This is a genomic window from Saccharothrix sp. NBAS 001 (assembly GCF_056640475.1).
On sequence record NZ_CM153251.1, the window covers coordinates 10,152,987 to 10,179,114 of the forward strand.

Annotated in this window: 18 protein-coding genes and 5 pseudogenes; 9 read left to right on the forward strand and 14 right to left on the reverse strand. The window is 68.1% G+C overall.

The window, feature by feature from the left end; all coding sequences use genetic code 11:
- Positions 1-3 precede the first annotated feature (3 nt).
- Together AC0HI0_RS46085 and AC0HI0_RS46090 are read right to left on the reverse strand one after the other, a co-directional pair.
- The gene (locus AC0HI0_RS46085) at positions 4-399 is read right to left on the reverse strand and encodes a hypothetical protein (protein ID WP_480929764.1); all 396 of its coding nucleotides are present in this window, start codon (positions 397-399) and stop codon (positions 4-6) included.
- A gap of 425 nt (positions 400-824) precedes the next feature.
- Positions 825-2,144 carry an IS256 family transposase gene (locus AC0HI0_RS46090; RefSeq protein ID WP_480934544.1) on the reverse strand — a complete coding sequence of 440 codons (1,320 nt, stop codon included), beginning with the start codon at positions 2,142-2,144 and terminating at the stop codon, positions 825-827.
- A 224-nt stretch (positions 2,145-2,368) separates the two neighbouring features.
- On the opposite strand from AC0HI0_RS46090, the pseudogene AC0HI0_RS46095 reads away from it, so the two are divergent.
- Positions 2,369-3,624, forward strand: a pseudogene (locus AC0HI0_RS46095) (IS701 family transposase).
- Positions 3,625-3,776: 152 nt separating this feature from the next.
- Here the strand turns inward: AC0HI0_RS46095 and AC0HI0_RS46100 are convergent.
- On the reverse strand, positions 3,777-4,463 hold the full coding sequence (locus AC0HI0_RS46100; RefSeq protein WP_480929765.1) for an IS630 family transposase: 687 nt from the start codon (positions 4,461-4,463) through the stop codon (positions 3,777-3,779).
- Between the two features lie 70 nt (positions 4,464-4,533).
- Positions 4,534-4,965, reverse strand: a pseudogene (locus AC0HI0_RS46105) (hypothetical protein); the annotation flags it as partial.
- Positions 4,966-6,672: 1,707 nt separating this feature from the next.
- Between AC0HI0_RS46105 and AC0HI0_RS46110 the strand changes: the two are divergent.
- A complete protein-coding gene (locus AC0HI0_RS46110; RefSeq protein WP_480929766.1) occupies positions 6,673-7,839 on the forward strand; it encodes a NucA/NucB deoxyribonuclease domain-containing protein in 1,167 nt (388 codons plus the stop codon).
- A 25-nt stretch (positions 7,840-7,864) separates the two neighbouring features.
- Positions 7,865-8,443 (forward strand): hypothetical protein, encoded by a 579-nt coding sequence (locus AC0HI0_RS46115; RefSeq protein WP_480929767.1) that lies wholly within the window; start codon positions 7,865-7,867, stop codon positions 8,441-8,443.
- Positions 8,444-8,576: 133 nt separating this feature from the next.
- On the opposite strand, the pseudogene AC0HI0_RS46120 reads toward AC0HI0_RS46115, so the two are convergent.
- Positions 8,577-9,858, reverse strand: a pseudogene (locus AC0HI0_RS46120) (IS256 family transposase).
- A 35-nt stretch (positions 9,859-9,893) separates the two neighbouring features.
- Positions 9,894-10,484: a DUF6884 domain-containing protein gene (locus tag AC0HI0_RS46125; RefSeq protein ID WP_480929768.1), complete on the reverse strand. Its 591-nt coding sequence runs from the start codon at positions 10,482-10,484 to the stop codon at positions 9,894-9,896.
- 183 nt (positions 10,485-10,667) lie between these two features.
- Here AC0HI0_RS46125 and AC0HI0_RS46130 point away from each other — a divergent pair.
- Positions 10,668-10,784 (forward strand): annotated as a pseudogene (locus AC0HI0_RS46130) (7-cyano-7-deazaguanine synthase); the annotation flags it as partial.
- Positions 10,785-10,847: 63 nt separating this feature from the next.
- On the opposite strand, the gene AC0HI0_RS46135 reads toward AC0HI0_RS46130, so the two are convergent.
- On the reverse strand, positions 10,848-11,810 hold the full coding sequence (locus AC0HI0_RS46135; protein WP_480929769.1) for a NaeI family type II restriction endonuclease: 963 nt from the start codon (positions 11,808-11,810) through the stop codon (positions 10,848-10,850).
- A gap of 247 nt (positions 11,811-12,057) precedes the next feature.
- Here AC0HI0_RS46135 and AC0HI0_RS46140 point away from each other — a divergent pair, with 247 nt between their 5' ends.
- A complete protein-coding gene (locus tag AC0HI0_RS46140; RefSeq protein ID WP_480929770.1) occupies positions 12,058-13,155 on the forward strand; it encodes a DNA cytosine methyltransferase in 1,098 nt (365 codons plus the stop codon).
- Between the two features lie 98 nt (positions 13,156-13,253).
- Here the strand turns inward: AC0HI0_RS46140 and AC0HI0_RS46145 are convergent, their stop codons facing one another.
- The 4 genes and pseudogenes from AC0HI0_RS46145 to AC0HI0_RS46160 all read right to left on the reverse strand — a co-directional run bounded on the left by AC0HI0_RS46145 (position 13,254) and on the right by AC0HI0_RS46160 (position 15,374).
- Positions 13,254-13,658 (reverse strand): transposase family protein, encoded by a 405-nt coding sequence (locus AC0HI0_RS46145; RefSeq protein ID WP_480934545.1) that lies wholly within the window; start codon positions 13,656-13,658, stop codon positions 13,254-13,256.
- A pseudogene (locus AC0HI0_RS46150) lies at positions 13,610-13,870 on the reverse strand (transposase family protein); the annotation flags it as partial. The pseudogene AC0HI0_RS46150 and the gene AC0HI0_RS46145, both read right to left, overlap by 49 nt.
- A gap of 518 nt (positions 13,871-14,388) precedes the next feature.
- Positions 14,389-14,634 (reverse strand): hypothetical protein, encoded by a 246-nt coding sequence (locus AC0HI0_RS46155; protein ID WP_480929771.1) that lies wholly within the window; start codon positions 14,632-14,634, stop codon positions 14,389-14,391.
- 296 nt (positions 14,635-14,930) lie between these two features.
- Complete coding sequence (locus tag AC0HI0_RS46160) at positions 14,931-15,374, reverse strand: hypothetical protein (protein ID WP_480929772.1); 444 nt, start codon at positions 15,372-15,374, stop codon at positions 14,931-14,933.
- Positions 15,375-15,774: 400 nt separating this feature from the next.
- Between AC0HI0_RS46160 and AC0HI0_RS46165 the strand changes: the two genes are divergently transcribed.
- The 3 genes from AC0HI0_RS46165 to AC0HI0_RS46175 all read left to right on the forward strand — a co-directional run bounded on the left by AC0HI0_RS46165 (position 15,775) and on the right by AC0HI0_RS46175 (position 21,228).
- On the forward strand, positions 15,775-17,313 hold the full coding sequence (locus AC0HI0_RS46165; protein WP_480929773.1) for an alpha/beta hydrolase: 1,539 nt from the start codon (positions 15,775-15,777) through the stop codon (positions 17,311-17,313).
- 535 nt (positions 17,314-17,848) lie between these two features.
- Positions 17,849-18,694, forward strand: a complete 846-nt coding sequence (locus tag AC0HI0_RS46170) for a hypothetical protein (protein ID WP_480929774.1) — start codon at positions 17,849-17,851, stop codon at positions 18,692-18,694.
- Between the two features lie 80 nt (positions 18,695-18,774).
- The gene (locus AC0HI0_RS46175) at positions 18,775-21,228 is read left to right on the forward strand and encodes a tetratricopeptide repeat protein (RefSeq protein WP_480929775.1); all 2,454 of its coding nucleotides are present in this window, start codon (positions 18,775-18,777) and stop codon (positions 21,226-21,228) included.
- 339 nt (positions 21,229-21,567) lie between these two features.
- Here AC0HI0_RS46175 and AC0HI0_RS46180 read toward each other — a convergent pair whose 3' ends face one another.
- Positions 21,568-22,515 (reverse strand): ketopantoate reductase family protein, encoded by a 948-nt coding sequence (locus AC0HI0_RS46180; protein ID WP_480934546.1) that lies wholly within the window; start codon positions 22,513-22,515, stop codon positions 21,568-21,570.
- Between the two features lie 91 nt (positions 22,516-22,606).
- On the opposite strand from AC0HI0_RS46180, the gene AC0HI0_RS46185 reads away from it, so the two are divergent.
- On the forward strand, positions 22,607-23,221 hold the full coding sequence (locus AC0HI0_RS46185; protein ID WP_480929776.1) for a TetR/AcrR family transcriptional regulator: 615 nt from the start codon (positions 22,607-22,609) through the stop codon (positions 23,219-23,221).
- A gap of 46 nt (positions 23,222-23,267) precedes the next feature.
- Here the strand turns inward: AC0HI0_RS46185 and AC0HI0_RS46190 are convergent, their stop codons facing one another.
- The gene (locus AC0HI0_RS46190; protein ID WP_480929777.1) at positions 23,268-25,508 is read right to left on the reverse strand and encodes a tetratricopeptide repeat protein; all 2,241 of its coding nucleotides are present in this window, start codon (positions 25,506-25,508) and stop codon (positions 23,268-23,270) included.
- Positions 25,509-25,638: 130 nt separating this feature from the next.
- A complete protein-coding gene (locus AC0HI0_RS46195) occupies positions 25,639-26,124 on the reverse strand; it encodes a hypothetical protein (RefSeq protein ID WP_480929778.1) in 486 nt (161 codons plus the stop codon).
- Between the last annotated feature and the right edge of the window lie 4 nt (positions 26,125-26,128).

The window sequence follows — 26,128 nt, forward strand, 5'->3', positions numbered from 1 at the left end:
CTTCTACGACAATTCGGTCGTGCAGTAGTCGACGATCTTGTCCCAGCGTGCCTCGTGGTCCGCGACATCCTTGAGCAGCAGGTTGTCGACGCCACGGGCTGCGGCCTGGGCGGCCTCGGCCCGGCTCGGGGTCTGCCCGGGATGGTTGCGCTGTGCCTGTGCCTGGGCCAGTTCCCGGTGGGTGAGGACGAAGAACCGCTCGGACCCGTCCCCGGCCAGTGAGTACAGCACCCAGAAGTCGGGATGGGGCTTCGTCTCGTCGGCGTACTTCTGGTGGAAGCTCGTGACGAACCGACCCCGGCCGGACGCCTTGACCTCGATCACGGCGGTCCGCCGGTTGTCGCCGATCGCGTAGATGTCGGCGCCCTTGCGGTTCCCGTAGGTGATCGTGGCGAACAACTCGCGCTTGAGAAGTTCCGCCGCGACCCGGTACTCGCCGGCCAGGGTTCAGGAAGTACTTGTCCATCCCGTACAGCCCCTCAGATTTGCCACGCCCCACCAGCAGGAGTGCAACTCCCCGACAGCGGCGGACACCAGTCCCGGCAGCCATGATCGCCCATGCTGCCCAGCGGCCCACCCGACCCCCTCGACCGGTCAACACCGACATCCGCACATGCCGATGAACGGACACCTGGCCAGAGGTAACGCTGTGCGCCACCGGTGGGGATCCACGCTGCCATGATCAACGCGCTCTCATGCCGCGAGCAGCGCGTCGGAGAACGTCCGCATCTGCCGATGAGCGGTCCCGCCCGCTGTCTGTGACTGCGGCAGGGAATCCGTTCCGGGTCTGTCAAACGAGCGGTGTAACTCTGGTTGTGAAGGGGCTACTTGCGTCCGGCGGCCAGGCGGCCGTCGAAGGCGATCTCGAACGCGTTGAGCGCCGGTTTCCAGCGCATGGTCCAGCGTTTGCGTCCGGTGCCGGTCGGATCCAGGCTCATGACCGCCAGGTAGACACACTTGAGCGCGGCCTGCTCGTTGGGGAAATGGCCCCGGGCCTTGACCGCCCGGCGGATGCGGGCGTTGACCGACTCGATCGCGTTCGTGGAGCAGACGATCCGTCGGATCTCGGTGTCGAACGCGAGGAACGGCACGAACTCGGCCCAGGCGTTGTCCCACAACCGCACGATCGCCGGATAGCGGGCGCCCCAGGCGTCCGCGAACTCGGCGAACCGCTCCCTCGCGGCGGCCTCGGTCGGGGCGGTGTAGACGGGCTTGAGGGACTTGGCGACGGCGTCCCAGTGCTGACGTGCGGCGTAGCGGAAGCTGTTGCGCAGCAGGTGGACGACGCAGGTCTGCACGACCGTGCGCGGCCAGACCGTGGTGACCGCGTCGGGCAGTCCGGTCAGCCCGTCGCAGACCACCATGAGCACGTCGGCGACACCGCGGTTACGCAGCTCGGTGAGCACGTGCAACCAGTACTTCGCGCCCTCGCCACCGTCCCCTGCCCACAACCCGAGGATGTCCCGGTGGCCCTCGACGGTCACCGCCATCGCCATGTAGACGGGCCGATTGGCGACCTGCCCGTCCCGGATCTTCACGTGGACCGCGTCGATGAAGACCACCGGGTAGACGACGTCCAGGGGCCGGTTCTGCCATTCGACCATGCCCTCGACCACCTTGTCGGTGATCGTGGAAATGGTCTGCCGGGACACCTCGGCCCCATAGACCTCGGCCAGGTGCGCGCTGATCTCCCCGGTGGTCAAACCCTTGGCGGACAAAGAGATCACCATCTCGTCCACCCCGGTCAACCGCTGCTGCCGCTTGGCCGCGATCCGAGGTTCGAAGCTCGCCTCCCGGTCGCGGGGCACGTCGATCTCCACCGGACCCACGTCGGTCAACACCGTCTTCGCGCGGGTTCCGTTGCGCGAATTGCCCGTGCCGCGACCGGCCGGGTCGTGCTTGTCGTAGCCCAGGTGGTCGGTGATCTCGCCTTCCAGGGCCGACTCCAGCAGCCGCTTGGTCAGCTGCTGCAACACCCCGCCCTCACCGGTCAGCTTCAGCCCGCCGGCCCTGGCCCGGCCCACGAGCTGGTCGATCAGCTGCTCGTCCAGGCCGTCCAGGCCGTCCAGGCCGTCCAAGCCGCCCGGGCCGGTCTCGGACTTCGGGTCCTCAGCGCGTTCCACGCCGGACATCATCTCGGTCATCAGGTGCACTTCCATGATCGGGAGTTACACCGCTCGTTTTACAGTCCCGCAGGCTCGCCTTGCCCCGGGCCGACGGCCACTCGTACCGGGTCGAGCAGCAACTCCGGCTTGGCGGTTCGACCGGCAGGCAACCGGTGGGCGATGCCGAGCAGGCTGCCCGTGGCTAGTAGTGCTTTGTTAGGTGCGGTTGCTGTGTCGACCGAGTGATGTGGTCTTCTTGTGGGGTGACTCCGGAGGAGATGGCTCGGGTTCGGCCGGTGATCGAAGAGTTCGCCGCGTCGATGTTCGGCGGGTTCGCGCGGCGTGATCAGCGGGCGAAGGGCGAGCTGTAGCTGCGTGGGTTGATGCTGGACGGCAAGCGCAAGTCGATGCAGCCGATGGCGGCGCGGCTCGGGGTCGATCATCAGCAGTTGCAGCAGTTCGTGAGCACCTCGACGTGGGATCACGTCGAGGTGCGCCGCCGCCTGGCCGGGTGGGCTGCGGGGTTCGTCGATCCGGACGCGCCGGTCGTCGACGACACCGGGTTTCCCAAGGACGGCAAGGATTCTCCCGGTGTGGCGCGGATGTACTGCGGCGCTGTGGGCAAGACCGGGAATTGTCAGATCGGGGTGAGCGTGCACGCGGTCACCGACTGGGCCTCGGCCACGATCGACTGGCGACTGTTCCTGCCGGAATCCTGGGACGACGAGAAAGCTGCCGATGACCTGGCGGCGGCCGGGATCCGGGCTCGCCGGGCGCGCAGTGCGATCCCGGACAAGGTGCGGCACAAGGAGAAGTGGCGGCTGGCGCTGGGCATGCTCGACGAGGTCGTCACCGAGTGGGGCCTGCCCAGACGGCCGGTGGTCGCTGATGCAGGCTACGGAGATGCCGCCGAGTTCCGGCTTGGCCTGACCGAACGCGGCCTGACCTACGTACTGGCCGTCAGGGCGGACGCGACCGCTCACCCCGCCGAGTCGGTGCTGGCGACTGCGGCCTGGGTCGGCAACGGCCGTCCGCCGGGGCCGCGCTATCAGGACAAACCGGTGGATCTGAAGACCTTGGCGATGAACGCCGGACGCTCGGCGGGCAGGTTTGTGGTGTGGCGCCATGGATCCAGGAAGACGCCAGGCAACCCGACCGCGAGCATGCGATCGCGGTTTCTGGCGTTGCGGGTGCGGCCGGCCGCAACATCCCCCGCGCCGCTGACGGCAGCCTGCCCGAGTGCTGGCTGCTGGCCGAGTGGCCGCCCGGTGAACCCGAGCCCACCGACTACTGGCTGTCGACCCTGCCAGCCGATATCCGGCTGCGGGACTTGGTGCGGCTGGCCAAGATCCGCTGGCGCATCGAGCACGACTACCGCGAACTCAAAGACGGACTCGGCCTGGACCACTTCGAAGGCCGTGCCTGGCTCGGCTGGCATCGTCACGTCACCCTCGCCGCCGTCGCCCAGGCCGTCTGCACCCGGCTCCGCCGCACCCCAAAAGCCCCTGCGCAGGCCTGACGCTCTACGCGGTCCTGCGCGAACTCCAGGCCTTACTCGCGGTCTGGACGGGCGTCTGCAACACCTGCCGACAACCCGTCCAGACCCGAATACCCACAGCAACACCCCAGGTCAGCAACACCTAACAAAGCACTACTAGTAGCGTGTCGCGGCTAACTCTTGGGGTATAGATGGCGGAGTTTGACGCGTGCATGGTCGGTGGTGAACTGCCAGCGGACTTGGCGTTGCTCGGTGTTGATGGCGTGTTGCCAGGCGGCGAGTTCGGCGTTGAGGGTGTCGAGGTCGTCGATGCGGCGGTCGAGGCATTGCCGCGCCAGCGTGGACAGTTCGATCTCGGCGATGTTGAGCCAGGACCCGTGTTTGGGGGTGTGGTGGATCTCGAGTCGCTGGGCGAGGGCGAAGGCCTCGTCGGGTGCGAAGGCCTCGTAGAGCGAGGCGATGCCGTGGGTGTTGAGGTTGTCCATGACCAGCACCACGGTCTCGGCGTCGGGATAGTCCACGGTCAGGAGTTGTCTGACCTGCCCGGCCCAGTCGATCTTGGTCCGCCGGTCCAGGGCGTGGACACGGCGCCACCCTCGCAGGGGCTCTGCCCACACGAAGATCGAGCAGGTGCCGCAGCGGACGTATTCGCTGTCCTCGCGGGCGTCGCGGCCCGGACGGGCCGGCAGCGGTTCGCGGACGTGACCGAGTAGCTGGAAGGGCTTCTCGTCCATGCACACCACTGGACGGTTGGGGTCGTGCGGCCGGGCGTAGACCGCCAGCACGTCCTCCATGCGGGCGGCGAACTCCGCGTTCGCCGGCGGCGGGATGTTCCAGCACTTCCTCAGATGAGGGCGCAATTCCGTTTTTTAGGACCCGGCCGATGGTGGAGTGGTCCAGGTTCGGGATGTCCTCGGTGAGCTCGACGTGTTTTTCCAGCAACCGCAACGACCATCGGGCGTGTCCGGCAGGCGGCTGCGAGCACGCCAGCGCGATCAGCCGGGCTTCCACCTCGCCGGTCACCTGGGACGGCACCGGCGGAAGGCCGCGCTTCTTGCGCGAGATCGTGGCGCGAATGTCGCCGCCGGTCTCGGCGAACCGCCTGGCGACCAGCCGCAGCGTCTCACCCGAGACCCCGAGCCGGGTCGCGATCACCTCCTTCGGGCCGATCTCGCCCACGGAGGCGTCCAGCGCGAGCAGCACCCGCGCCCGCATGATCGTCGATGCCGGACTCACGCCCGTGGTGGTCAGCCGGATCAACTCTTCACGATCCCGCGCCGACAACCTGACCGGCCGCTTCATCAGTGAGGCCATGGCAGTAGTCCTTGTCCAGCAGGATAAGGGCCTGCCGAACAACACCATCCCAGCCACATACACCACAACTAAGCAGCGACACGCTACTAGCCACGGCGGTGTTGGAGTTTAGCTTCATGGAAACGGTCGTCACACGGTGGTGATCGTTTGCCCATTGTGGCCCGGCTGACAGGGCTGAGTCTTCGTGACTTGTGTGGACCTGGCTTCCGGCCTCGGTCCGGTCACAGAACGCGGCCGGGCGGTCGGCGACGACGCGGTCCTACTCAGAGCCTGGTATGAAAGCTACTTCGGCGAGCGACCCGCGTCCACGCAGACGCTGGACTACGAGATCGCGGTCAACGGGCCTGGCGTCCCGGATGCTGACCTGGCGGGCGAGGGCGAGGCACGAGCGGCGACATTGCTGCGGCAAGGGCGGCATTCGTCTGGGCTGCCCTCCACCGGGCCAACCGCGAGCTGCCGCACATGCGTCTGGCCGAATACGTCTCTGCGGCACCGATCCTCACGGACCCGCAGTTCTTCACCGGGAACATGACGTTCTGCACCCTGCGACCCGTGTAATGCCGGTACATCGATCCCGCGTGCACCACCGAGGACATCGTTTTTGTGCGTTCGGCGAGGACTGTGCGGAGCCGTTACCGCCCAGTGAGCCCGATCGCCGCAGGCAGCTTTGACTGCCGGCCCTGCCACGTCCTGGCCCGAGGGGTGACCGGTCCCCCCGAAGTCCTCTGCATGCTCCTGCCCCTTTCCTGGGATGACGTGCACCCCGTCTCCCGGCCGTCGGCTCGACGTCTTCCCCGTCGCCCAGGCCGCAGCCAGTCAGTCGTGGGGCAGCTGGTCCTGGAGATCTCGCTGGAACTGTCCGACCCGACCGGCACGTTGACCAGCATGGAACGGTCAGCGTTGAGGATCGACGGGTGATCGGCGGCGCAGGGCACGTTGACGTGCTCCCTGGGGGGAGATGCCCAGGACAGCCCCGAGTTCTTCCCAGGTGTAGTGGCGTGTCCGGTTCGGAGGTCGCGAGAGGCGGGCCTCGGCGAGTTCGGCGTCGAGTCTGCGTTCGACGACGCGTCGGACTTGTTCGGCAGCCCACAGTCTTGCGAGCACATCATCTCCGAAGTGGTCTCGGACGCTGTCTGCCAATGCGTCGACAGCGTGTCTGGCGTACTTTTCCGCGAGTTCTTCCCCCACGGCGCAGCAGGGTAGTACAGCGTGTGGAGAATTGAACAACAATTGTTCAGGGGGTACTCGGGATCTCTTGATGGGCGTGAGATTTCACCTATATGTGAAATGACTCTATCGCCCGTGTGTCATGTATTCGATATCGCCCCGCCACTGTCTGTGAACCGTGCTCATGTGAACGCTGGGCCGATTGAGTGAGTTTCTCTTCTTCTTTCCCCGGTGAACCGGTTGGCGATATTGTTCTCGGTGCGGATGTGGTGCGGCTGACACGGGGTCGATATGTGGAAGGTGGCTGTAGACCTTCTACCGAGTCGTGTGGGAACGGTCCGTGTGCTGGCGGTGGGAAGCGCTGTTCCGAGCTGAGGCACCGTTCACGAGAACTGTTGTGCAGTGTCTCCCGGGTCGGGTGCGCCGGTCGGTTATGCCCGAAACGCCCTGCTCCGTGCGAAGAGGCCCGTCATGGCGCAGGTGGCATATCCGGTCGGCGCGGGGGTGTGGCATTCGAATGGAGTAACGGTTGTTACTCCCGCCTGAAGAACTGTGTTCCGATTTCTTTGCAACAAGAGGGGGCTGACGATGAGATACCGGTTACGTGCCGTCGGTGTGACCGCTGTAATACTGTCGCTGTCGCTGGTGAACGGCGATGTGGCAGCGGCCGAGGAGATCCCGCACAGGGGTGACGTGGCGCACCAGGCGTCCGGGACGCCAGCGGTACGGGTCGCGCACCACGCGGTGGACGGGTGCGGGGAAGTCGATCGGATGTGGGCACAACTGGTCGCGTCGGGAGCGGCGACCGTGGCCTGTACCGCGCCGAACCGCCGGACTCCTCCCGATCGGCCGACACCGTCGGCCATCCAGCCCATCCCGTCCTGGTGCCAACCCGACGGCAGTTGGTGGCTGACCCGCTCCGGCTCGTGCCTGCAGAAGGACATGCGACTCACCGTCCGCCAAGTGCCGTCCGGAACCGTCGTCGGCGAGCTGGACTACTGGGAGATCCACTACTCCTACACCAACAGCAGGCAGATCACCTGGGCGCATCAGGCGACCATCAGCCCGTACTCGGGCTGGGGCGCGGCATTGGGAGCCAGTGCGCAGGGAGGGCTCAACTGCACCGGCGACTGCACCAACATCACCGGCAGTTTCCCCTCACAGTCGGTGAACCCCAGGGACAAGGCCAACGGCGAGTTCTACATCGACACGACCGCCAGAGCGAGGGGCGCGATCGGCAGCGCGACGACCACCCTCACCTACTGGTTCACCCACCCGCGCTGGGCGACCACGAACACGGTGTCCGCGACGCCGCCGGCGGTCCGGTGCGACAACGCCCTTCCCGGCATCTCCGTCCACGACGGCGGCTGCGTGTTCGCCACCTACCGGCCGGCAGTGGTCTTCAGTCTCACCGGTCCGTACAACGAACTGGCCGAACACATCCGCGACGCCCAGGCGGCCGGACTGCCCGGAGGACGGGACGACGCGCCGCTGCACCGCCTGACCGACGACGCCCTCCACGAACGCAACCGGGCTGTCGCCTGCCCCAGTGACCTGCCGCGCCCTCCCGGAAAGAGCTGTGACGAGTACCCGATGGCCTCCACCTGGGAAGGCGCGGTCACCGGCGGGGGCAACTTTAGCCGGCGGATGATCGACGACAGGCAGAACACCGGTGGAGGTGGCGTGCTGTCGTCCTTCTTTAGCAGCAACCGGATCCTGGACCACGATGCTTTCCTGGTGACCATCGTCCCCTGACCCACGGATACGGAGTGGACACGCTGTGAACGAGCCGGTGAGGAACGCCCACGTCCTCCTACGTCTGAGCTACCACCAGTTCCACCTCGTCGACCGCGGCGCGGACGCCGTCTCGGCACCCACGTTGGACGCCGCGTACGCCAACGGGCTGGTGGCCGCCCAGCCTGGGGCCGTGGTCGTCCTCACCGGCATCCACACCGGTTGTGTCGACCTGTCCGTGGACCTGCACGACCACGCGCCCGAACCGGACACCCGGCCGTGGGACGAAGTCGTGGAAATCTCCCTCGAAGCACCACAGGGCGAGGTCCTCGCCGCCGGGCTCATGCGCAACCCACCCGACGGGCTGCCCACGCTCACCCACGCCGGCCCCGGCACCTACCGGGTGCGCGTCCACGTCCGAGGCCGCGACACCGCCGTTGACCAGGTCGCCGAGGAACCCGTCGAGTTCTACCGACTCGCTCTTTGGCCCGCCCCGGACGCCCCCACCGTCGTCCACAAACAGATCGACCGATACGGCACCGGACTCCGTGCCCGCGCCCAAGACCGTCTACCCGTCCACGACACCCCGCAGCCCGTCCTGCCCACCCGCAGCGAACCGCGATAGGGCCCGAACACCTGGTCGCAGCAGCGGCTCCGATTGGAGCACCCTGTGCCGCTCGAAAAGTCATCGCTGCTGGTCAAGCGGCATGCTTGGGTCTGTCCAGTGTTGGGTGTAGGTCGGGTCGGAAAGGTGGGTGTTACTCGCGTCCGGTGGTGAGGCGGCCGTCGAAGGCGATGTCGAAGGCGTTCAGGGCGGGTTTCCAGCGCATGGTCCAGCGTTTTGCGTCCGGTCCCGGTGGGGTCCAGGGCCATGACGGCCATGTAGACACATTTGAGGGCGGCCTGCTCGTTGGGGAAGTGGCCTCGGGCCTTGACCGCGCGGCGGATGCGGGCGTTGACCGACTCGATCGCGTTGGTGGAGCAGATCACCCGTCGGATCTCGGTGTCGAATGCGAGGAACGGGACGAACTCCGCCCAGGCGTTGTCCCAGAGCCGGACGATCGCCGGACAACGCGCGCCCCAGGCTTCGGTGAACTCGGCGAACCGTTCCCTGGTGGCGGCCTCGGTCGGGGCGGTGTAGACCGGCTTGAGGGCCTTGGAGACGGCGGCCCGGTGTTGGCGGCCGGCGTAGCGGAAGCTGTTGCGCAACAAATGGACGATGCAGGTCTGCACGACCGTGCGGGGCCAGACCGCGGTCACCGCGTCGGGCAGCCCGGTCACACCGTCGCAGACGAGCATGAGCACGTCGGCGACGCCGCGGTTGCGCAGCTCGGTGAGCACGTGGAGCCAGTACTTGGCGCCCTCTCCGCCGTCCCCGGCCCAGAGCCCGTGGATGTCGCGGTGGCCCTCGACGGTCACGGCCATGGCCATGTGGACGGGCCGGTTGGCGACCTGGCCGTCGCGGACCTTGACGTGGATCGCGTCGACGAACACGACCGGATAGACCGGGTCCAGGGGTCGGTTCTGCCATTCGACCATGCCCTCGACCACCTTGTCGGTGATGGTGGAAATGGTCTGGCGGGACACCTCGGCCCCGTAGACCTCGGCCAGGTGGGCCGAGATCTCCCCGGTGGTCAAACCTTTCGCGGACATGGAGATCACCATCTCGTCCACCCCGGTCAGGCGCCGCTGCCGCTTGGCCACGATGCGCGGCTCGAACTCCGCGTTGCGGTCACGGGGCACGTCGATCTCCACCGGGCCGACGTCGGTCAACACGGTCTTGGACCGGCTGCCGTTGCGCGAGTTCCCGGTCCCGCGACCGGCCGGGTCGTGCCTGTCACAACCGAGGTGGTCGGTGATCTCGCCTTCCAGCGCGGACTCCAGCAGCCGCTTCGTGAGCTGCTGCAACACCCCGCCCTCACCGGTCAGCTTCAGACCACCGGCCCGGGCCTGGCCCACGAGCCGGTCGATCAACTGCTCGTCCGGGCCGTCCAGGCCGGTCCCGGGCTTCGGGTCCTCGACGTTCTCCACGCCGGACATCATCTCTTCCATCAGCGCTCATCCTTGATCAGGACTTACACCGACCGTTGTACAGACCCGCACTCGACTTCGGCTGGCCGCCCATCCGAGTCAGGACGGCGCCAAGGCGCGCGGGTGTCGTCCGTGCCTCGAGTCGAGCGGAGCGCGGCCAGTATCTGCCGTTGGTAGCCGATACCTCGGGTGCCCAGGTAGTGATCGTGGACGCGGATGGAGTGGCGGCGTTGTTCGATCATCTGGCGGGCGGCCAGCAGCCTGGCAAGGTAGGAGCGTGGGAGGAAGGCATGGATGTCGATGTCGCCAGCCTCAGCCAACAGCAAGAGCTGATCGGCTATGACTGTCGCCGGGACCGCATCCCGGTCCGTCATCCTCCGGTCGTAGGGCTCGACATACCTGTCGAGGTCGAGCAGGCCGTGCTGCGCCGACAGGATCCTCACCGCTGCACTGCGGCCTGCGGTGCTGGACAGTTCGGCCTCCTCCTCGACCACGGTGAGGCAGTACCGGAACATCGACCCTGTGTAGAGAGTTCGCCCGGGGCTCGGCCGAGAGAGCTTCGCTGCTCCACACGGGATCACGAAGAGCGTTCTGCTCACGTTCGTCTCACCGCCTGCCCGAACACGCGAGGTCATAGGGTCTGTTCATGTCGCACCGGCTGGCGTCGTCGCCTCAGGTCGGCAGGACCGCATTATTGCGCATTGCGTGCCTGGTACTTACATCACCTCGCTCTCTGGTGGGCCGTGGAGAAGCGTGTGATTAGTGACTGGTTAATCCTGAAGTCATAGAGCGGTGTTTATGGTGCTGCGGGTATCGTTATGTTGAGTGGCTGTCTCGACTCCTGTGCGGTCATGGCGATAGCCGGGGATCGGGGTTTCGAGTCGTACGCTTTGAGCGTCGACTGCGGGCAGAGGCATCGAACGGAGTTGCGGTCGGCCGGGCTGGTCGCAGGAGGCATGTCACAGGAACGAGACCCTGGATTCGATGATTATCGCAGGTCAGCAGCGGATTCGAGGTGCATGCTCGACGGGCTCGTTCTCGCGAGCGACGGCGTAGGTGTAGTCGTCGACTTGCACGACGGGGCGGTCAGTCGTGTTTGCCGCTACGCGGACCAAGCGTACGGCGAGAAAAGCGCCCTTGTGCGGTATAGGTAGTTCCAGGCTTCGAGCCACGTTCGGTGAGTCGTTCTGGTGACCCAGGACGACGATTCCTTCCGCGGCGAGTTGAGGTCTGGCATCGCGGCACCGTTTGAGGCCGTCGGCCTGCATGGCCACCGTAACTGCTGTGTTGCGTTCGATGACGCGTCCGTGCACCCGTCTGAGCAGCTCGTTTATCCGTTGTTGGCCGGATCTCGGGCTCATGATCGCTTCGACAAGTTGTGGCTGCAGGGAGAGGAGGAGGTTTCGTGGTAAGGGCGAGTTGTGCGCCAGCCATACGATCTTACTCTTGGCGGCCGCGGCAATTGTCGTCTTCTGATCTTTGTTGCGACCTTTGTTCAAGACCTCCTCGGTGATGCGGATAAAACCAATGTCAAACGTGCCTTTACGGTCGTCCGCGGCGGATAGCAGGCACAGGTGCCCCATGGCTTCTGTGGGAATCGACCATGAGGCTCGCAACGAGAACTTTGAGTCGATCTCGTGTCCGGCGACGTGGTAGTCCATCTGCTTGCCGCGGGGGAGATTGAATGCCGCCCTGATCATGATCTCGACCTTGGTGCCCAGATAGGTCTTCTCGGTTTTCTCCAAGGTCTCGACGTCGTAGCGCCCGGTTCGTTGGCCGTCTAGTACCTCGTCCAGGGACTGACGTAGAAGCACACCGAAACGGTCTTGTACGTTTGGCTGACTGCGGAACCAGGTGACGACCGCCGCGAGCCCTGCATCGGCGTGCTCATCTGACTGGCTGTCTGTATCGAGGTTGCGGCTGACCGGTCCGATGTCGAACAGCGTCGAGTCGTCACTCACCGAGGGACCGTATCCCTTGGCGCGCCTCGACGTCCGCTGGATCTAGACATCGCGGCCAACTCGTTGCCGTTGCCGGGACGGCGACGTTGTCAAGCGGTACGGCTCGGATGAGCTGATCGACGGGGCAGCACTCGTCCGTCTTGAGGGAGGCGACCAACTGGCACCCCGGCATGCCGGTTCGGACATCTGGTCCCTCGGTGGTGTCGCTGGAGATCCCAACGCCCGGCACCCTATAAAATCCGTCGCCATGGCCTCCTCGCAGCTGCAGCTGTTCCACCCCGAACGGGTCCACATGGTCGACTTGTTCGCCGGGCCGGGTGGGCTGGACGTCGCCGCGCACTGGCTGGGGTTGACGGTGCACGGGGTCGAGTGGGATAGGAACGCGTGTGCAACTCGTGCTGCGGCCGGGCTCAGCACGCAACCAGACGACGTGCGAAGGTACGGCCCCGGCGACTTCCCCGGCGCAACCATGCTCGCGGGTGGCCCTCCCTGTCAGACCTACACGGTCGCCGGAAGTGGGGCGGGTCGCCGTGCGCTTGATCGAGTGCTGTCGTTCGTCAAGCGGATGGCCGCCGGAGACGAGAAGGTCACCGAAGACCTGGACCTCCTGGATGATGAACGCACAGGCCTGGTACTGCAGCCGCTGCGGTGGGCGCTGACGGCAGAGAAGCTCGGCCGCCCGTACGAGGTCATCGTGCTGGAGCAGGTTCCGGCTGTCCTGCCCGTTTGGGAAGCGATGAAAGAAGCGCTTGGAGCGATTGGTTACAAGGCCGACTGTGGAATCCTGAACACCGAAGAGTTCGGTGTTCCTCAGACTCGGCGCCGAGCAATCCTGATCGCCCGCCGTGATCGTCAGCCTGAACTTCCCAAGCCGACCCACTGTCGGTACCGAAAGGGAGTCCCCCGCTCGCAAGGTGAGGCAGGCCTTCGTCCATGGGAGACGATGGGGCAAGCGCTGAAGCGTGATGACTCGTTCATCGTAATTTCGAACTACGGCACGGGCGGCGACCCGAAGGCGCGTGGTCGACGCACGTCCGACGAGCCTGCCGCGACCGTCACCGGCAAGGTCTCCCGTAACAGGCTGGTGACAGAAAACGGCCTTGAACTCGACCGTTTCACTACCGCCGAAGCAGGCAGGCTACAGACCTTCCCCATCGACTATCCTTGGTCCGGCGGTGACATCGCTCAGCAGATCGGCAACGCTATCCCGCCCCGACTTGCAGCGCATGTCCTCGCCGCTGCGCTCGGCAGGCAGCTGGATGAAAGCGCACTCGACGCCGCTGTCGATGGTCTGTGGCAAGACACGAAGGACAGTAAACCGTTGAGGTCATCCGATGATGACTGAGTGCCGATAGCGAGCGTCGGGCTGGCTGATCAGCCTTCAGAAGGCTGATCTAAGGACACTGATGCGCTGGTGTGTAGATCCGATTGATCCGAGCGCGTTTACAGTTCCCGCTCAGGCTGCCGTTTGGCCGGGGTGATCACCCGCGTGCCGATGTAGGCCAGGTCGCCGATCACGGTGGCGCGGCGCAGCGCGTACTCCCACCCCGTGCGGGCGTAGGAGCGCCGGTCGTGCATGGAGCCTGGCGTCGGCCGCGACACCGCCAGCAGCACCCCGCGCAGGTCCGCGAGCACTTGGACGTTGATCCCGGCCCGCCTGCGTTTGCCGTTGAGTTGCTCCGGTGCCCGGTCTGGTTCCCCGTCGGGACGAGGGTTCCGTCGACCAGCACCACCCGGCGGCGCACCGCGAGTTCCATGCTCGGCACGAAACGGCGCGGCAGCTCCGGAAGCACCGTGAGCACGCGCCGGTACGCGCGGGACACAGTGGACTGCGACACCCCGTACCAGTCGCCGACCGTGGCCTGGGACACGTTGGTGTGCAACAGGATCAGGGTCACCTCGACCTGTTGGTGGGGCTCCAGCACGGGCCGCCGGCCGTCCCGCCACGCTCGCCTCGACGGCCCGCTGCGGCTGGCGCGCGGCGCGATGACGCGGCACACGGCGTCGGTGAGGTCGCGAAGCTGGTCTTCGGATAACCCGGTGGCGGTGTGATAGCGCACGGCGTGATCCCCTCGGATTCGCTGCGGTCCCCTCGATCCGCCCCGGCCCCCGGCCGGGACGCGCCCTGAAATGGGCGATTCCCCTGTTTTCGCAGTCGTCCACCAGGACGGAAAACGCAAACGAATAGCGCTCTGTGCTGGCCAGCAATATGTAGGCCTTGGGCAGGTCCTGTCGTTCTCCTCGATCCGTGTTTCGTGAGGACGGTTGGAGGCCTGGCCCGCTTGGTGGACGGCCGGCTCGGGGGAGTAGTCCGCTGGATCTGGTCCGGACCATAATTCCTTTACTCGGCTGGCTACACTGAACCTCGACCTGGAAGAACAGGGTCAAGCACGTCGCTCAGTCGTTCTACGACTGGAGGTCGAGGAGTCGCAGGTTCAAATCCTGTCGCCCCGACGGTCATTGGAACGCTCTCTGACTTGACTTAAGAACCGGGTAAGAGGGCGTTTCTGTGGCTCCGGGATCGATCATCGCAAGACTGTCGATTGCGGTGCTTGGGGGACTAGCTGGGGACCACGTCTCACGAGGCCCGGAGGTTCGGCCGTCGTGGGGACCTGAGGTGTGCGGAGAGCAGTTCGCCGGCGTCGGTGACGGATCTCTTGTTGGGGTGGAGGTAGCGCTGGGTGGTGCTCGGCGAGCCGCGTCCGGGAATGCGCTGGAGGTGGTGGATGGGGGCGACCTTGCGCCGATCCCATGCGACCCAGTACGGCTCGGTCGCCGCGATCCCCGTAGACGACTCGATGTTCAGCGTCGACGGAGTGATCATCACGACAACCACCGACGATGTCGGTGCGGCCCCGATCCTTGCCTCGTCTGAGGCAGAGGCGTCGAGATCGGAACTGCTCGTCGTGCGTGCACACCGGCGTGGACGCAGGTGGCGGCTGGATTCGCGTCGCCGTGTGCTGGGTGCGGTGGCGGAGGCAATTGGGGTATTTGTCTGCCGGGTCCCGTCGACTAGCCCGGTGTCGGCAGACCCGCTGAGGAGCGCGGTGGCGGTGGTACGACCTCGCGGGTTCGACGGTCCCGCCGCCAACGCCGCTGGCCGCTGGCGAGCGCACGGTGTCACGACATCCGGTGGCCGCCTAGGTCGCTGAGGGTCGTTCCGTCCGGCGCCACCCGACGCCACCCGCTCGCGCCTTTGGAGGTGAACCCGCTCAGCAGCAGCGGCAGGGCTACGAACAGGCCGCCGAGTGCCACGATCAGGGCCTTGGCGAACGGGGACAGGAAGTCTGCCTGGGTGGCGCCGAAGACCAGTAGGGAGACCGCCGCACCCGCGATGAGCAGATTCCGGCGGCGGGCCTTGGTGGCTGCGGTGCTGCGCATGTCGAACAGGAAGTGTTGGTCGCAGGTCGGGCACACGATTCTTGCCGCGTGGACGCCGTCGTCCGGGCGTTCCACCTTCACGGTGTGCGCGACGAACGTGGACCCCACGACGCCTGGGGTCTTGTTCACCTCCAAGACGTGCTCCAGTCTGAAGACCTCGCTGTTGTCCGGGTCCGACGCCATGTCCACTCCGATCCGCTCGGTGTCGCGGGGCGCACAGGATGCCGGCGCAACACCGGTGTGTGGACCGTTTCGGTGAAGATCAAGCCGGTTGCCACGGCAGGGGGCTCGTTGACGCGCCAACGGTCCAAGTCCTGTGCGGCCGAACGGATCTGCCGACGCGGGTCGTCTCCGGACGACGAACACAGCTCCCGAGAGACGGGGAGCGGCGAGCAGGGCTGGAGGAAACCGGTCCGGGCACCAAGTGGTCCTCGGCGTCGCCAGGCGCGGCCCGCCCTGCGGAGCGCACCCAGGAGCCGAGCATCGGCTTGGGTTGTTTCGTGGATCCGAATGCCCGTCGCTCCACAGGTTGTCCTCCACCCCGCCACGCGTATGAGGTGGTGCCACGACCAGAGGGGTGCTCATGAGAAGAGTTGTGGTGGCCGTGTCGGCAGTCGTCTTGGCGGCGACCCTCCCGACCCCGGCGCAGGCCCGGGAACAGGATCAACGAACCCCGCTGCACGCTCAACGCCTCGCCTGGGTGCCGTGTGACGACATCCCCGAACCGACCCTGGAGTGCAGCACCTTCACCGCGCCGCAAGACTGGCGCAGCCCCGGTGACGGCAAGACGATCACCATCGCGATCAGCCGTCTCAAGCCCAAGCCCGGTCGGGTTAGGGGCAGCGTGGTGACCAACCCGGGCGGGCCCGGCGCACCGGGCCGGACCCTGCCCCTGCACTTCCAGGACAGGTCGAGGCTGGTCGACAACTTCGAGATCATCGGGGTCGACCCGCGCGGCACCGGTGCCGGCACCAACCTCACCTGCGCGAACGCCGACTCCCTGACAGTGACCGACCCCCGCGACCGGAGCCGGGCGAACGTCGAGTTGATCTACGACGCGGCGGCGCTGCACGCCGCCGCGTGCCAGCTCCACTCGGGCGAGTTCGGCAAGGTCGTGAACACCGAGCAGACGGTCCGGGACTACGACCTGCTCCGCCACCTGCTCGGCCGGGACAAGATCAGCTGGATCGGCTACTCGGGCGGGACCTGGACCGGTGCCTACTACGCGACGTACTTCCCGAACCGGGTGGACAAGTTCGTGTTCGACTCGAACACCGAGTTCACCACCACGTTCCAGAACTCCTCGGCCGAGTTCGGTCGGGGCTTCGAACGCCGGTTCCGGGTCGACTTTCTCCCGTGGGTGGCCAAGTACCACAGCCTCTACGCCCTGGGCACCACCGCGGAACAGGTCCGCCGGAAGTACGAGGAAACCCGGGCGAAGTTGGCGAAGGCCCCGATCCAAGGCCCCGACGGCACCGTCTACAACGGCGTCATGCTCGACCTGCTCTTGATCCAGGGGCTGTACAGCAAGACCAACTTCCCTTACACGGCAGAGACATTCTCGGAACTCGTCCGACTTGCCACCAAGCCCTCGGTCGCAGCCGCGGCCCCGGTCCACTACCCCGACGCCGCGAGCGCCACCGCGTTCGCCATCTCGTGCAACGACACGAAGTTCCACGGAGGCCGTGACTACCTGGCAAGGGAAGCGGAACGCCTCGGCAGGCAGTACCCCTTGGCCGGCTGGTACCAGACGACGGCCCCGTGCGCTTTCTGGAAGCGACCGCCCCTCCAACTGAAGGCTCCCACCGGCAAGGGCGTGCCGCCGGTCCTGATGGTGCAGTCGGCCCGAGACCCCGCAACGCCTTTGGAGGGAGCACAACGAGCCCACCGGAAGTTCGCGAACTCCCGCCTGCTGACCGTGACGGACGAGGGCGACCACGGCGTGTACGCCTTCGGCAACCCGTGCGTGGACGACGTGGTCGAATCCTTCATCGTGGACGGAAGAACCCCGAAGGAGGACTCGACCTGCCCGGGGGTCCCCCTGCCCGACCCGACCAGTCGAAGCCGGACCAAGACTCCACTGGCCATCACCGGCTTTCCGCGACACGTTGCAGGGGCATGACCCTGTAGACGGTGGCTGGAGGGCGACCGGTCGATGTTCCAGCCCTACGCGCGCTGTCCGTCGTGTTCACCCCGGTTGCGTCCTGGGCGGGTGTCGGCGGGGTGGGAGCCGGGGTTGCGCAGGCGGACTCACGCGTGCCTGGAGGCAGTGCAACGACGGTTCGTAACCCAGGTCGACGCCGACCTCGGCCCGCTCTCGTTCTGGGAGTGGTCTCGTATCGGGTACGAGAGCGGCCTACTGGTGCCGTGGGTGTCGACTCACGGCCCATCTCGCTCGTCCTCCCGGAACACCGGGCCGGCTCGCCGTAGCCGGCCCGGTGGACTGGGAACGATCCAGCGAAGAGGCTGGATTCACCGATTCCCGAGGGACCGGCGAGTCACCGTGCCGCCGCCGATGGCAGGACGCGGTCGGGTGATTTCGTGCGGCCGAACGAGGGACTACTGCGTCAAATGACGCGGAACACTTCCGTCCGAGTCGGTAGAAGTTCGGGCCATCGGCACGACACCACGCGGTCTTGCACCGGCGGAGGCTTGGGATGGCGGGTACGGGGCGGCACGCGGTTCACCGCACGATGGTCCTGGTCGACGTGGAGCGCTTCAGCGCCCCGGACCGGACGCTGCACCACCAACTCGACACCCGCGAGGGCCTGTACGCGGTCGTGGCCGAGGCGTTGGCCGCGGCCGGGGTCCCGTGGGACGCGTGCTACCACGAGGATCGGGGCGACGGCGTGTTCGTCCTGGTCCCGCCCGAGTACCCGAAGGCGCCGTTGGTGGAGGTGCTGCCCGAGGCGTTGGCGCGGGCGGTGCGGGGGCACAACAACACCAGTCACGACGCCGCCGGGGTGCGGTTGCGGTTGGCCGTGCACGCCGGCGAGGTCGCCTTCGACGGTCACGGTGTCACCTCGACCGCCCTGATCGATGCGTTCCGGTTGCTCGACGCCGGCGCGGTGAAGGAGGCGCTGGCGGGTTCGCCCGGTGTGCTGGCGATGGTGGTGTCCCGGTTGGTCTTCGAGGACGTGGTGCGGCACTGCGCCACGCTCGACCCGGCCACGTTCCGGCCTGTCCAGGCGACCGTCAAGGGGTTCCGGGACCTGGCCTGGATCGCGCTGCCCGATCACCCCCATCCGTCCGATCCCGCAGTCCTGGAAGCACGACCGCCCGCCGCCACACCGTCCGCGTCGGGCGACCACGCGGGCGGCAGCTCCGTCGTCGATCCCTCGGCACAAGGCCGGGGTGAGGGTGTCGGGCCGCGCGGCGTGCACATCGCGGGCGACGTGCACGGCAGCGGGCCCGGCATCACCATCGGCGCGGCCACCGGCGACCACCTCACCATCGGCACACCACCACCCGGGTCGACCGCGGAGCCTGGACGCCCCAGCTAGCCGACGCGGACCACGGGCCCACCGCGTCGGCGTCCGATCCCGCCCACGACGACACCGCCGGAGCACCCGCCGCGGCGCGGGTGGCGGTCCATGTCCACGGCGCGATCACCGCGACCGGCCAGGGCCTGGCCATCGGCGCGGTCGCCGGGAACGTCCACTACCACCAGGCCCGTCGTCGGGTGGTGTGGCCGGTGCGGGTCGGGGTGCCGCACACCCCGGCGGGGCACTACCAGCAGCGCCGGGCCCACGCGGAGCTGGTGGACACTTTGCTCGCCGGACTCCCGGTCGTGCTGGTCGGGGCCGGGCGGCGTGCGGGTGTGGTGGTGTCGGGGATGGGCGGGGTCGGCAAGACCCAGATGGCCGCCCACCACGCCTGGTCGGTCTGGGCGGACGAGGAGTTGGACGTGGCGGTGTGGGTGTCGGCCCTCTCGCGCGACGCGATCGTCACCGCCTACGCCGAAGCCGCCACGCGGGTGCTGGTCGAGCAGGACCCGCTGATCGCCGACCGGCCACCGGAGCAGGCGGCGGAGCGGTTCCGGGAGTGGTTGGCCGGCACGCCGCGCCGCTGGCTGATCGTGTTGGACGACGTGCAGGACCCAGCCGACCTGCGCGGCCTGGACCCGCCGCCCGGCGCGGGTGGGCAGGTCGTGGTGACCAGTCGGCGACGCGACGCGGCGGCGGGGCGCGGCCGTCACCGGGTGATCGAGCTGGACGTGTTCACCGCCGCCGAAGCGCTGTCCTATCTCGCCGAAGCCCTGGCCGGCACCACCGACGGAGGTGACCAGGACCGGCTGGCGGGGTTGGCGGAGGACTTGGGGTGCCTGCCGTTGGCGTTGAGCCAGGCCGCCGCGTACCTGGCCGACCAGCCGCTGCTCACCGTCACCGCCTACCGGGGTCTGCTGGCCGACCGGCGACGCACCCTGGCCGACCTCACCCCGCCCGAGCACGCCCTGCCCGAACACCAACTCACCATCGCCGCGACCTGGTCGGTGTCCATCGACCGCGCCGACCGGGTCGAAGATCCCGCCAGGCCGCGCGGCGCGGGTTTGGCCCGCCCGCTGCTGGAGATCGCCGCCCTGCTCGACCCCAACGGCATCCCCCTCACCGCGTTCACCGTCCACCCCGTCCTGGACCACCTCGCCACCCTCACCGGCAGGCCGGTCGTCCCAGACGACGTCCACGACGGCCTGACCCGACTACACCGGTTCAACCTGATCACCCTCACCCCAGGCCGTCCGGCACGGGCGGTGGCGGCGCACGCCCTGGTCCAACGCGCCGTCCGCGACACCCTGACCCCCGACCAACTCCGCCACCTCGCCCACACGTCCGCCGACACCCTCCGCACCATCTGGCCCGACATCGACACCGTCCACCCAGACCTCGCCCAAGCCCTGCGCTCCAACACCACCACCCTCCACAGCCACACCACACCCGCGCTCCTCACTCCGGAACTCCACGACGTGCTCGAACGCGCTGGGGACTCCCTGGGCAGCAGCGGCCAAGTCCACGCCGCCCGCACCTACTGGCACACCCTCCACAACCACACCGACCCACAGTTGGGCTCCGACCACCCCAGCGCTCTGACCATCCGCCACAACCTCGCCTACTGGCGTGGTGAGGCCGGTGACCCGGCGGGCGCGGTCGCGGAGTTCGAGGTGCTGCTGGCAGAGCGGTTGCGGGTCCTGGGTCCCGACCACCCCCACACCCTGACCACCCGCCACAACATCGCCCACTGGCGTGGTGAGGCCGGTGACCCGGTTGGCGCGGTCACCGGGCTTGAGGCGCTGTTGCCCGAGCGGCTACGGGTCCTGGGCCCCGACCACCCGCACGTCCTGATCACTCGCAGCCTCCTCGCACGCTGGCGGGGTGAGGCCGGTGATTCGGCCGGTGCGATCGCGGAGTACGAGGTGTTGCTGGCCGACCGGCTGCGGGTTCTGGGTCCCGACCACCCGAGCACCCTGATCACCCGCAGCAACCTCGTCTACTGGCGGGGTGAGGCCGGTGATTCGGCGGGCGCGGTCGTCGGGTACGAGGTGTTGCTGGCTGATCAACTGCGGGTCCTGGGTCCCGATCACCCCAGCACTCTGACCACCCGCCACAACCTCGCCCACTGGCGTGGTGAGGCCGGTGACCCGTCCGGCGCGATCGCGGAGTTCGAGGTGCTGCTGGCCGACCGGCTGCGGGTCCTGGGCACCGAGCACCCCAGCACCCTGACCATCCGCCACAACCTCGCGCGCCGGCGTGGTGAGGCCGGAGATTCGGCGGGCGCGTTCGCCGAGTTCGAGGTCCTGTTGCCCGAGCGGCTACGGGTTCTGGGTCCCGACCACCCCGACACCCTGACCACCCGCCACAACCTCGCTCACTGGCGGGGTGAGGCCGGTGACCCTGCCGGAGCGGTCGCCGAGTTCGAGGTGGTGCTGGCCGACCGGCTGCGGATTCTGGGCCCCGACCACCCCGGCACCCTGAACACCCGCGCCAAGCTCGCCCGGTGGCGAGAAAGGCTGGAGCAGCAGGGCATGGACACAGCTGGATGACGCCTACCTGCACGCACCAACTCCGTGCCCACACCGACGACAACCCAGTTGGACAACGGTGGCCCGGACACCATCGAGATCAAACTGTTCGGGTTGGGGCCAGAGCCTGCTAACCCCGCTGCGGCACTCGCAAATCTCGCGAAGACCGAGCCGGGACGGCCGTCGACGGCGAGGACGTGCAGACCGCCGCTAGCGAGGTTCTTGATGCGGGTGAGCCGCCGGAACCGCCACCGCTGCGGTCTGGCGGTGCCACCGGGCTTCGGAGCGCTTGCCGCTGCGATGCCGTGACTCTGGGCAAGGAGTTCGGTCCACCGCCTCGGTGGATTCGGGTCTGTGCCCTTAGCCGGCGAAGTTCGGTTCTGCTGCTTCCAATCGTGGTACCGCGATGCCCAGTCGTCGTGCTTCGGCCAGGGTGTCCCGGCAGACCTCGCGTGGTTCTTCGGCGTTGGGGTCGGTGTGTGCTGCGAAGCTCATGCGTACCAGCGTTACGTGGGTGGTCAGCCAGGCGAGCGTGCGGGCGGTCAGCCAGGTGGGCGCGCGGAGCAGCAGGCCGCCTGCCCGGTGAGGGTGTAGGTCGAGGCCCCGGGCCTTGAGGAGTGGCAGGAGTTCGCGTGCGGTCAGCAGTGCCTCGCGAAGGTTGTCCGTCGCTCCGATCAGGTTGGCCAACGTGCCCACTCGCAGGCCCTGTGAGTGCAGGCCCGCGTCCGTCACGAAGTGGAGCCACAGCCAGGCTCGGAAGTCGGGCCGCTCCCGCAGGCGGAAACCGGCCTCGCGGAACACCTGGCGCACGGCCCGTTCACGGGTGGTCGGAGGCTGTCCGAGGGTGCCGAAGATGACCCGTGGCAGCACCACGCCGCGGAGCACGCCGTCCTCGCCGAAGCCGCCGCCCGCTTGGGGAAAGCCCCAGGCGACCTGGTCGACGGGGATGGCGTCGATGGCGTCCAGCGGCTCTGACCAGAGGTTGCCGAAGACCAGCACGGTGGCGTTGCCGACGCGCGGTGCGAGGAACGCCGTCGCCTCCGCCAAGCGGTGGTGTTGGACGCTGAGCACGATCAGGTCGTAGTCGTGGTCGGGGGCCAGTTCTTCGCGGTAGCGCACCGGCCACTTCTCGACTACGCGCTGCGCCCGCACCCGACGTCGTGCGTCGAGCAGGTCGAGGTCTACCTCGTGCCCGTACGTCGCCGCGCGGCCCGGTCGGACGTAGAACTCGACGTCGTGCCCGGCCTGTTGCAGTGCCCAGCCGTGCACGGTGGCGATCGCGCCTCGGCCGAACATCAGGATCTTCACGCTGCACCTCGGTGGGATACGATCGATCTGGAGGCAATCTCCACTTTCGAAAATATGGAGGTTATCTCCACTTGTCAACGCGAGGTAGCGCATGACCGCACCCAAGCCGCTGCGGGCCGACGCCCGGCGCAAGCGCGAGGCCCTGCTCGCCACCGCCCGGGAGGTCTTCGACGCCGGAGACTTCTTCGACCTGCGCTTCGACGACTTCGCCCGCTTGGCGGGCGTGGGCACCGGCACGCTGTACCGCCACTTCCCGACCCGGGAGGCGCTGGCCGTGGCGGTCTACGACCAGGAGATCGTCGCGCTGTGCGACCACGCCCGCCGGTTGCAGGCCACGCTGCCCGCACACGAGGCCCTGGCGAGCTTCCTGCGCGGCATGATCGAGCACATCGCCGCCCACCAGGGCCTGGCTCGGACGCTGGCCACGCTCGTGGCCGATCACTCGGGTGCCCTCGCCGAGGGCGGTCGTGCGCTGGAACGGGCGGTCGCCGACCTGGTGGCCGCCGCCGTGCAGGACGGCACCGTCCGCGACGACGTGGGTGCCGGTGCCGTCATGATGGCGCTGCACGGCATCGGTGCGGCCCACGACCGACCCGGTTGGCGGGCCGAGGCCGACGATGTCATAACCCTTGTGCTGGACGGGCTTCGCAGCTCGCACTCGGCGGCCGTCCGCACGTCTTCGGAAGCAGAAGCGCACGAAGTGTAGGCAGTGGCACGGTGTCGAGTACGGGGATCAGGGTCGAGTACGGAGATCAGGTTGGTTCCGGGGCGGTGTCTAGGTGTTCCAGGCGTGCCTCGACGCGTTCGGCGTCCGGGAAACGGTGTTGGGCGCGGAACAGGCTCAGTGCGCGTTCCCACGCTGCCCGCGCGCGGGCGTGGTCTCCGAGTTCCGCGTTGACCTCGCCGAGCGATTCGATCGTGGTCGCCTCGCGGCGCGAGTTGCCCACGTCGCGGAGCAGGTCGGTCGCTTCCTGGTAGAGGTCACGCGCTTCGCCCAGGTTGCCGGTCGCGCGGGCGACGTAGGCCAACGCGCTGGTGGAGATGGCCCGGCTGTCCCGGTCGCCGCGCGCGCGGAACACCTCGGCTGCGGTCCGGCACGCGGTGAGCGCGGTGTCGTGGTCGCCGAGGCGCGCGGCCAGCCAGCCGACCTGGCTCAGCGACTGCGCCTCGAACACCTCGTTGCCCTGCCTGCTGAGCAGTTCGTGCGACCGCTTCGCGTGGCGCATCGCGGTGGTGAAGTCGCCGGTCCACTCGACCACGATGGCCAGGGAGTTCTCGGCGATCGCCTCGACCATCTCGTCGCCGGACCGCCGGGCGAGCGTGACCGCGCGGCGCAGGTGGTCGAGCCCCTCGTCCAACCGACCGAGCTGGCCGCAGGCGTAACCGAGTGCCAGCAACGCATCTGCCAGCGCGTCGTCCCGGCCGAGGTGCTGCGAAGCCGTGACCGCGAGCCGCCATGCGTCGACGATGTCCTGGATGCATCCGGTCCGGTCGAACAGCGGTGTCAGGTGTCGCGCCAACTGCCACACCTCGGTGTGCAGGCCGAGGTCGGCCGCGGCTTGCACGGTCGCGGTCAGGCACGCCCGTTCGGTGCGGAACCAGGCCATGCCCGCCTCCAGGTCCTGCGGTACTTGGCTGTGCCTGGCCGGTGTCACCGGGCCGAGCGGGCTCGGCCTGCGGTACGGCCAGACCAGCATGGTGGCCGAACAGGCGCTGTGCGCGTGCAGATCCACCACCCTGTGCACGGCGGCGTCCCGCTCTTGTTGCGGGATGTCCTGCTCTGCGGCGTGCAGGCGGACGAGGTCGTACATCCGGTAGCGGCCCGCACGGTGCTCCTGTAGCAGCGAAACCCGTTCCAGGGCGCGGAGGACGGCCGTTGCGCGGGGGATCGGCAGATCGGCCAGGCAGGCGGCCGAGACCACGCTGGTATCGGGGCCGGGCGCGGTGCCGAGCAGCGCGAACACCCGGGCCTGCTCCCGGTCCAGGGCCTCGGTGGACCAGGACAGCACGGTCCGCACGCTGGCCGCCGGGTCGTCCTCGTCCAATTCGGTGAGCCGGGTGGCGACGTCCCGCAGTTGCACGGCGAACGCGGCCAGCGGGAACGTCGGGCGCGCCTGGGCCCGGCCCGCCACGATGCTCAGCGCCAGCGGCAGGCCCGCGCACTGCCCGACCAGGTCGTCGGCGGAGTCGGGCTCGGCGGCGACGCGCTCGTCGCCGAGCCGTTCGGCCAGCAGCGTCAGGGCTTCGGTGGCGGTCAGCGCGTCGAGTGGCACGGGCACCGCCCCGTGCGCGGTGACCAGCGCGGGCAACCGGTGCCGGCTGGTGACGACCGCGGCGCAGCCGGCACCGGGGAGCAGCGGTGTGACCTGGGCGGTGTCGGCGGCGTTGTCGAGCACGACGAGCAGCCTGCGGCCCGTGGTGAGGCTGCGGAACAACGCGGCCTGCGCGTCGAGGTCGGGCGGGATGGTGTCGCGCTTGACGCCCAGCGCGTCGAGGAAGGCCAGCAGCGCGGCCGGCGGCGGTACCGGGCTGCCCGACGGGTCGAAGCCGCGCAGGTTGACGAACAGCGCGCCGTCCGGGAAGCGGTCGGCGTTCTGGTGCGCCCACTGCAGCGCGAGCGTGCTCTTGCCGATGCCGCCGCTGCCCGAGATCACCGCCGTTCCCGGGCGGGCGGCCAGTTCGTCCAGGGCGGCGAGTTCGTCCAGGCGTCCGGTGAACCAGCGCGGGGCGGCGGGCAGTTGGCGGGGGACGGGCGCGGTCGGTCGTCGGACGACCCCGACCGCCGCTGTGACCAGCTCCTCGTGGTCCTCGGCCGACAAGCCGAGCGCGTCGGCGAGGTGGCGCACGGAGGTGAGTTGGGGGTTGCGGCGTCGGCCCGTCTCGAACCCCCGGATGGTCCTGACCGAGATGCCGGACTTCTCCGCGAGGGCCTCCTGGGTCAGTCCGGTGCGGGAGCGGAATCGGCGCAGTGCGGTCGCGAACTGATCTGCCACAGGACTTTCCTACCAGCACGGCCGGTCACCGGTGACCGGTTCGTGATCTGCCCGTGGTGGCACCGATGCGCGGGAGCGTGGTCTACGTGGTTCGGTGCGGGTCGGTTGCTTGAGGACCTCGCAGACGAGGTCAGCGGGTCCTACGGCCCAACGGATCCTCGTCGAACCACTCGTCGTCATCGTCGTCGCGGCGGGCGGGGGTCCGGAGTCCGGTGGGCAGCTGATCCGACGGTGGGTGAGGGAGCACGCCGAGCTGGACCAGTTGTTCCATGCTCGCCGGTGGCACCCGGCTCAACGACCGGAACGCGGCGGCGACCTCGCTGTCGGGGGTGCCGTGGAAGAGCCCGTCGACGATTTCCCGCCACGTCAGCTCACCGCGGTCGATCCGCTTGACCACTTGCCGCCACTGCTCGGTCATGGCGTGGCCGAGGATGTACTTCCTCATCCGCTCGACGTCCTCGTCCGCGGGCGGTTCCTTCTCCGCGAACCGCTGCTCGAACTGCTCGACCTTCGCTTCCAGGTTGCGGCTCAGGTTGAGCGCGTAGTCGCTGCGGGCGTCGAGTTCCCGCTCCGCCTGGTCCATCTCGGGTGTGTACTGGCCCCGGTCCAATCGCATGCGA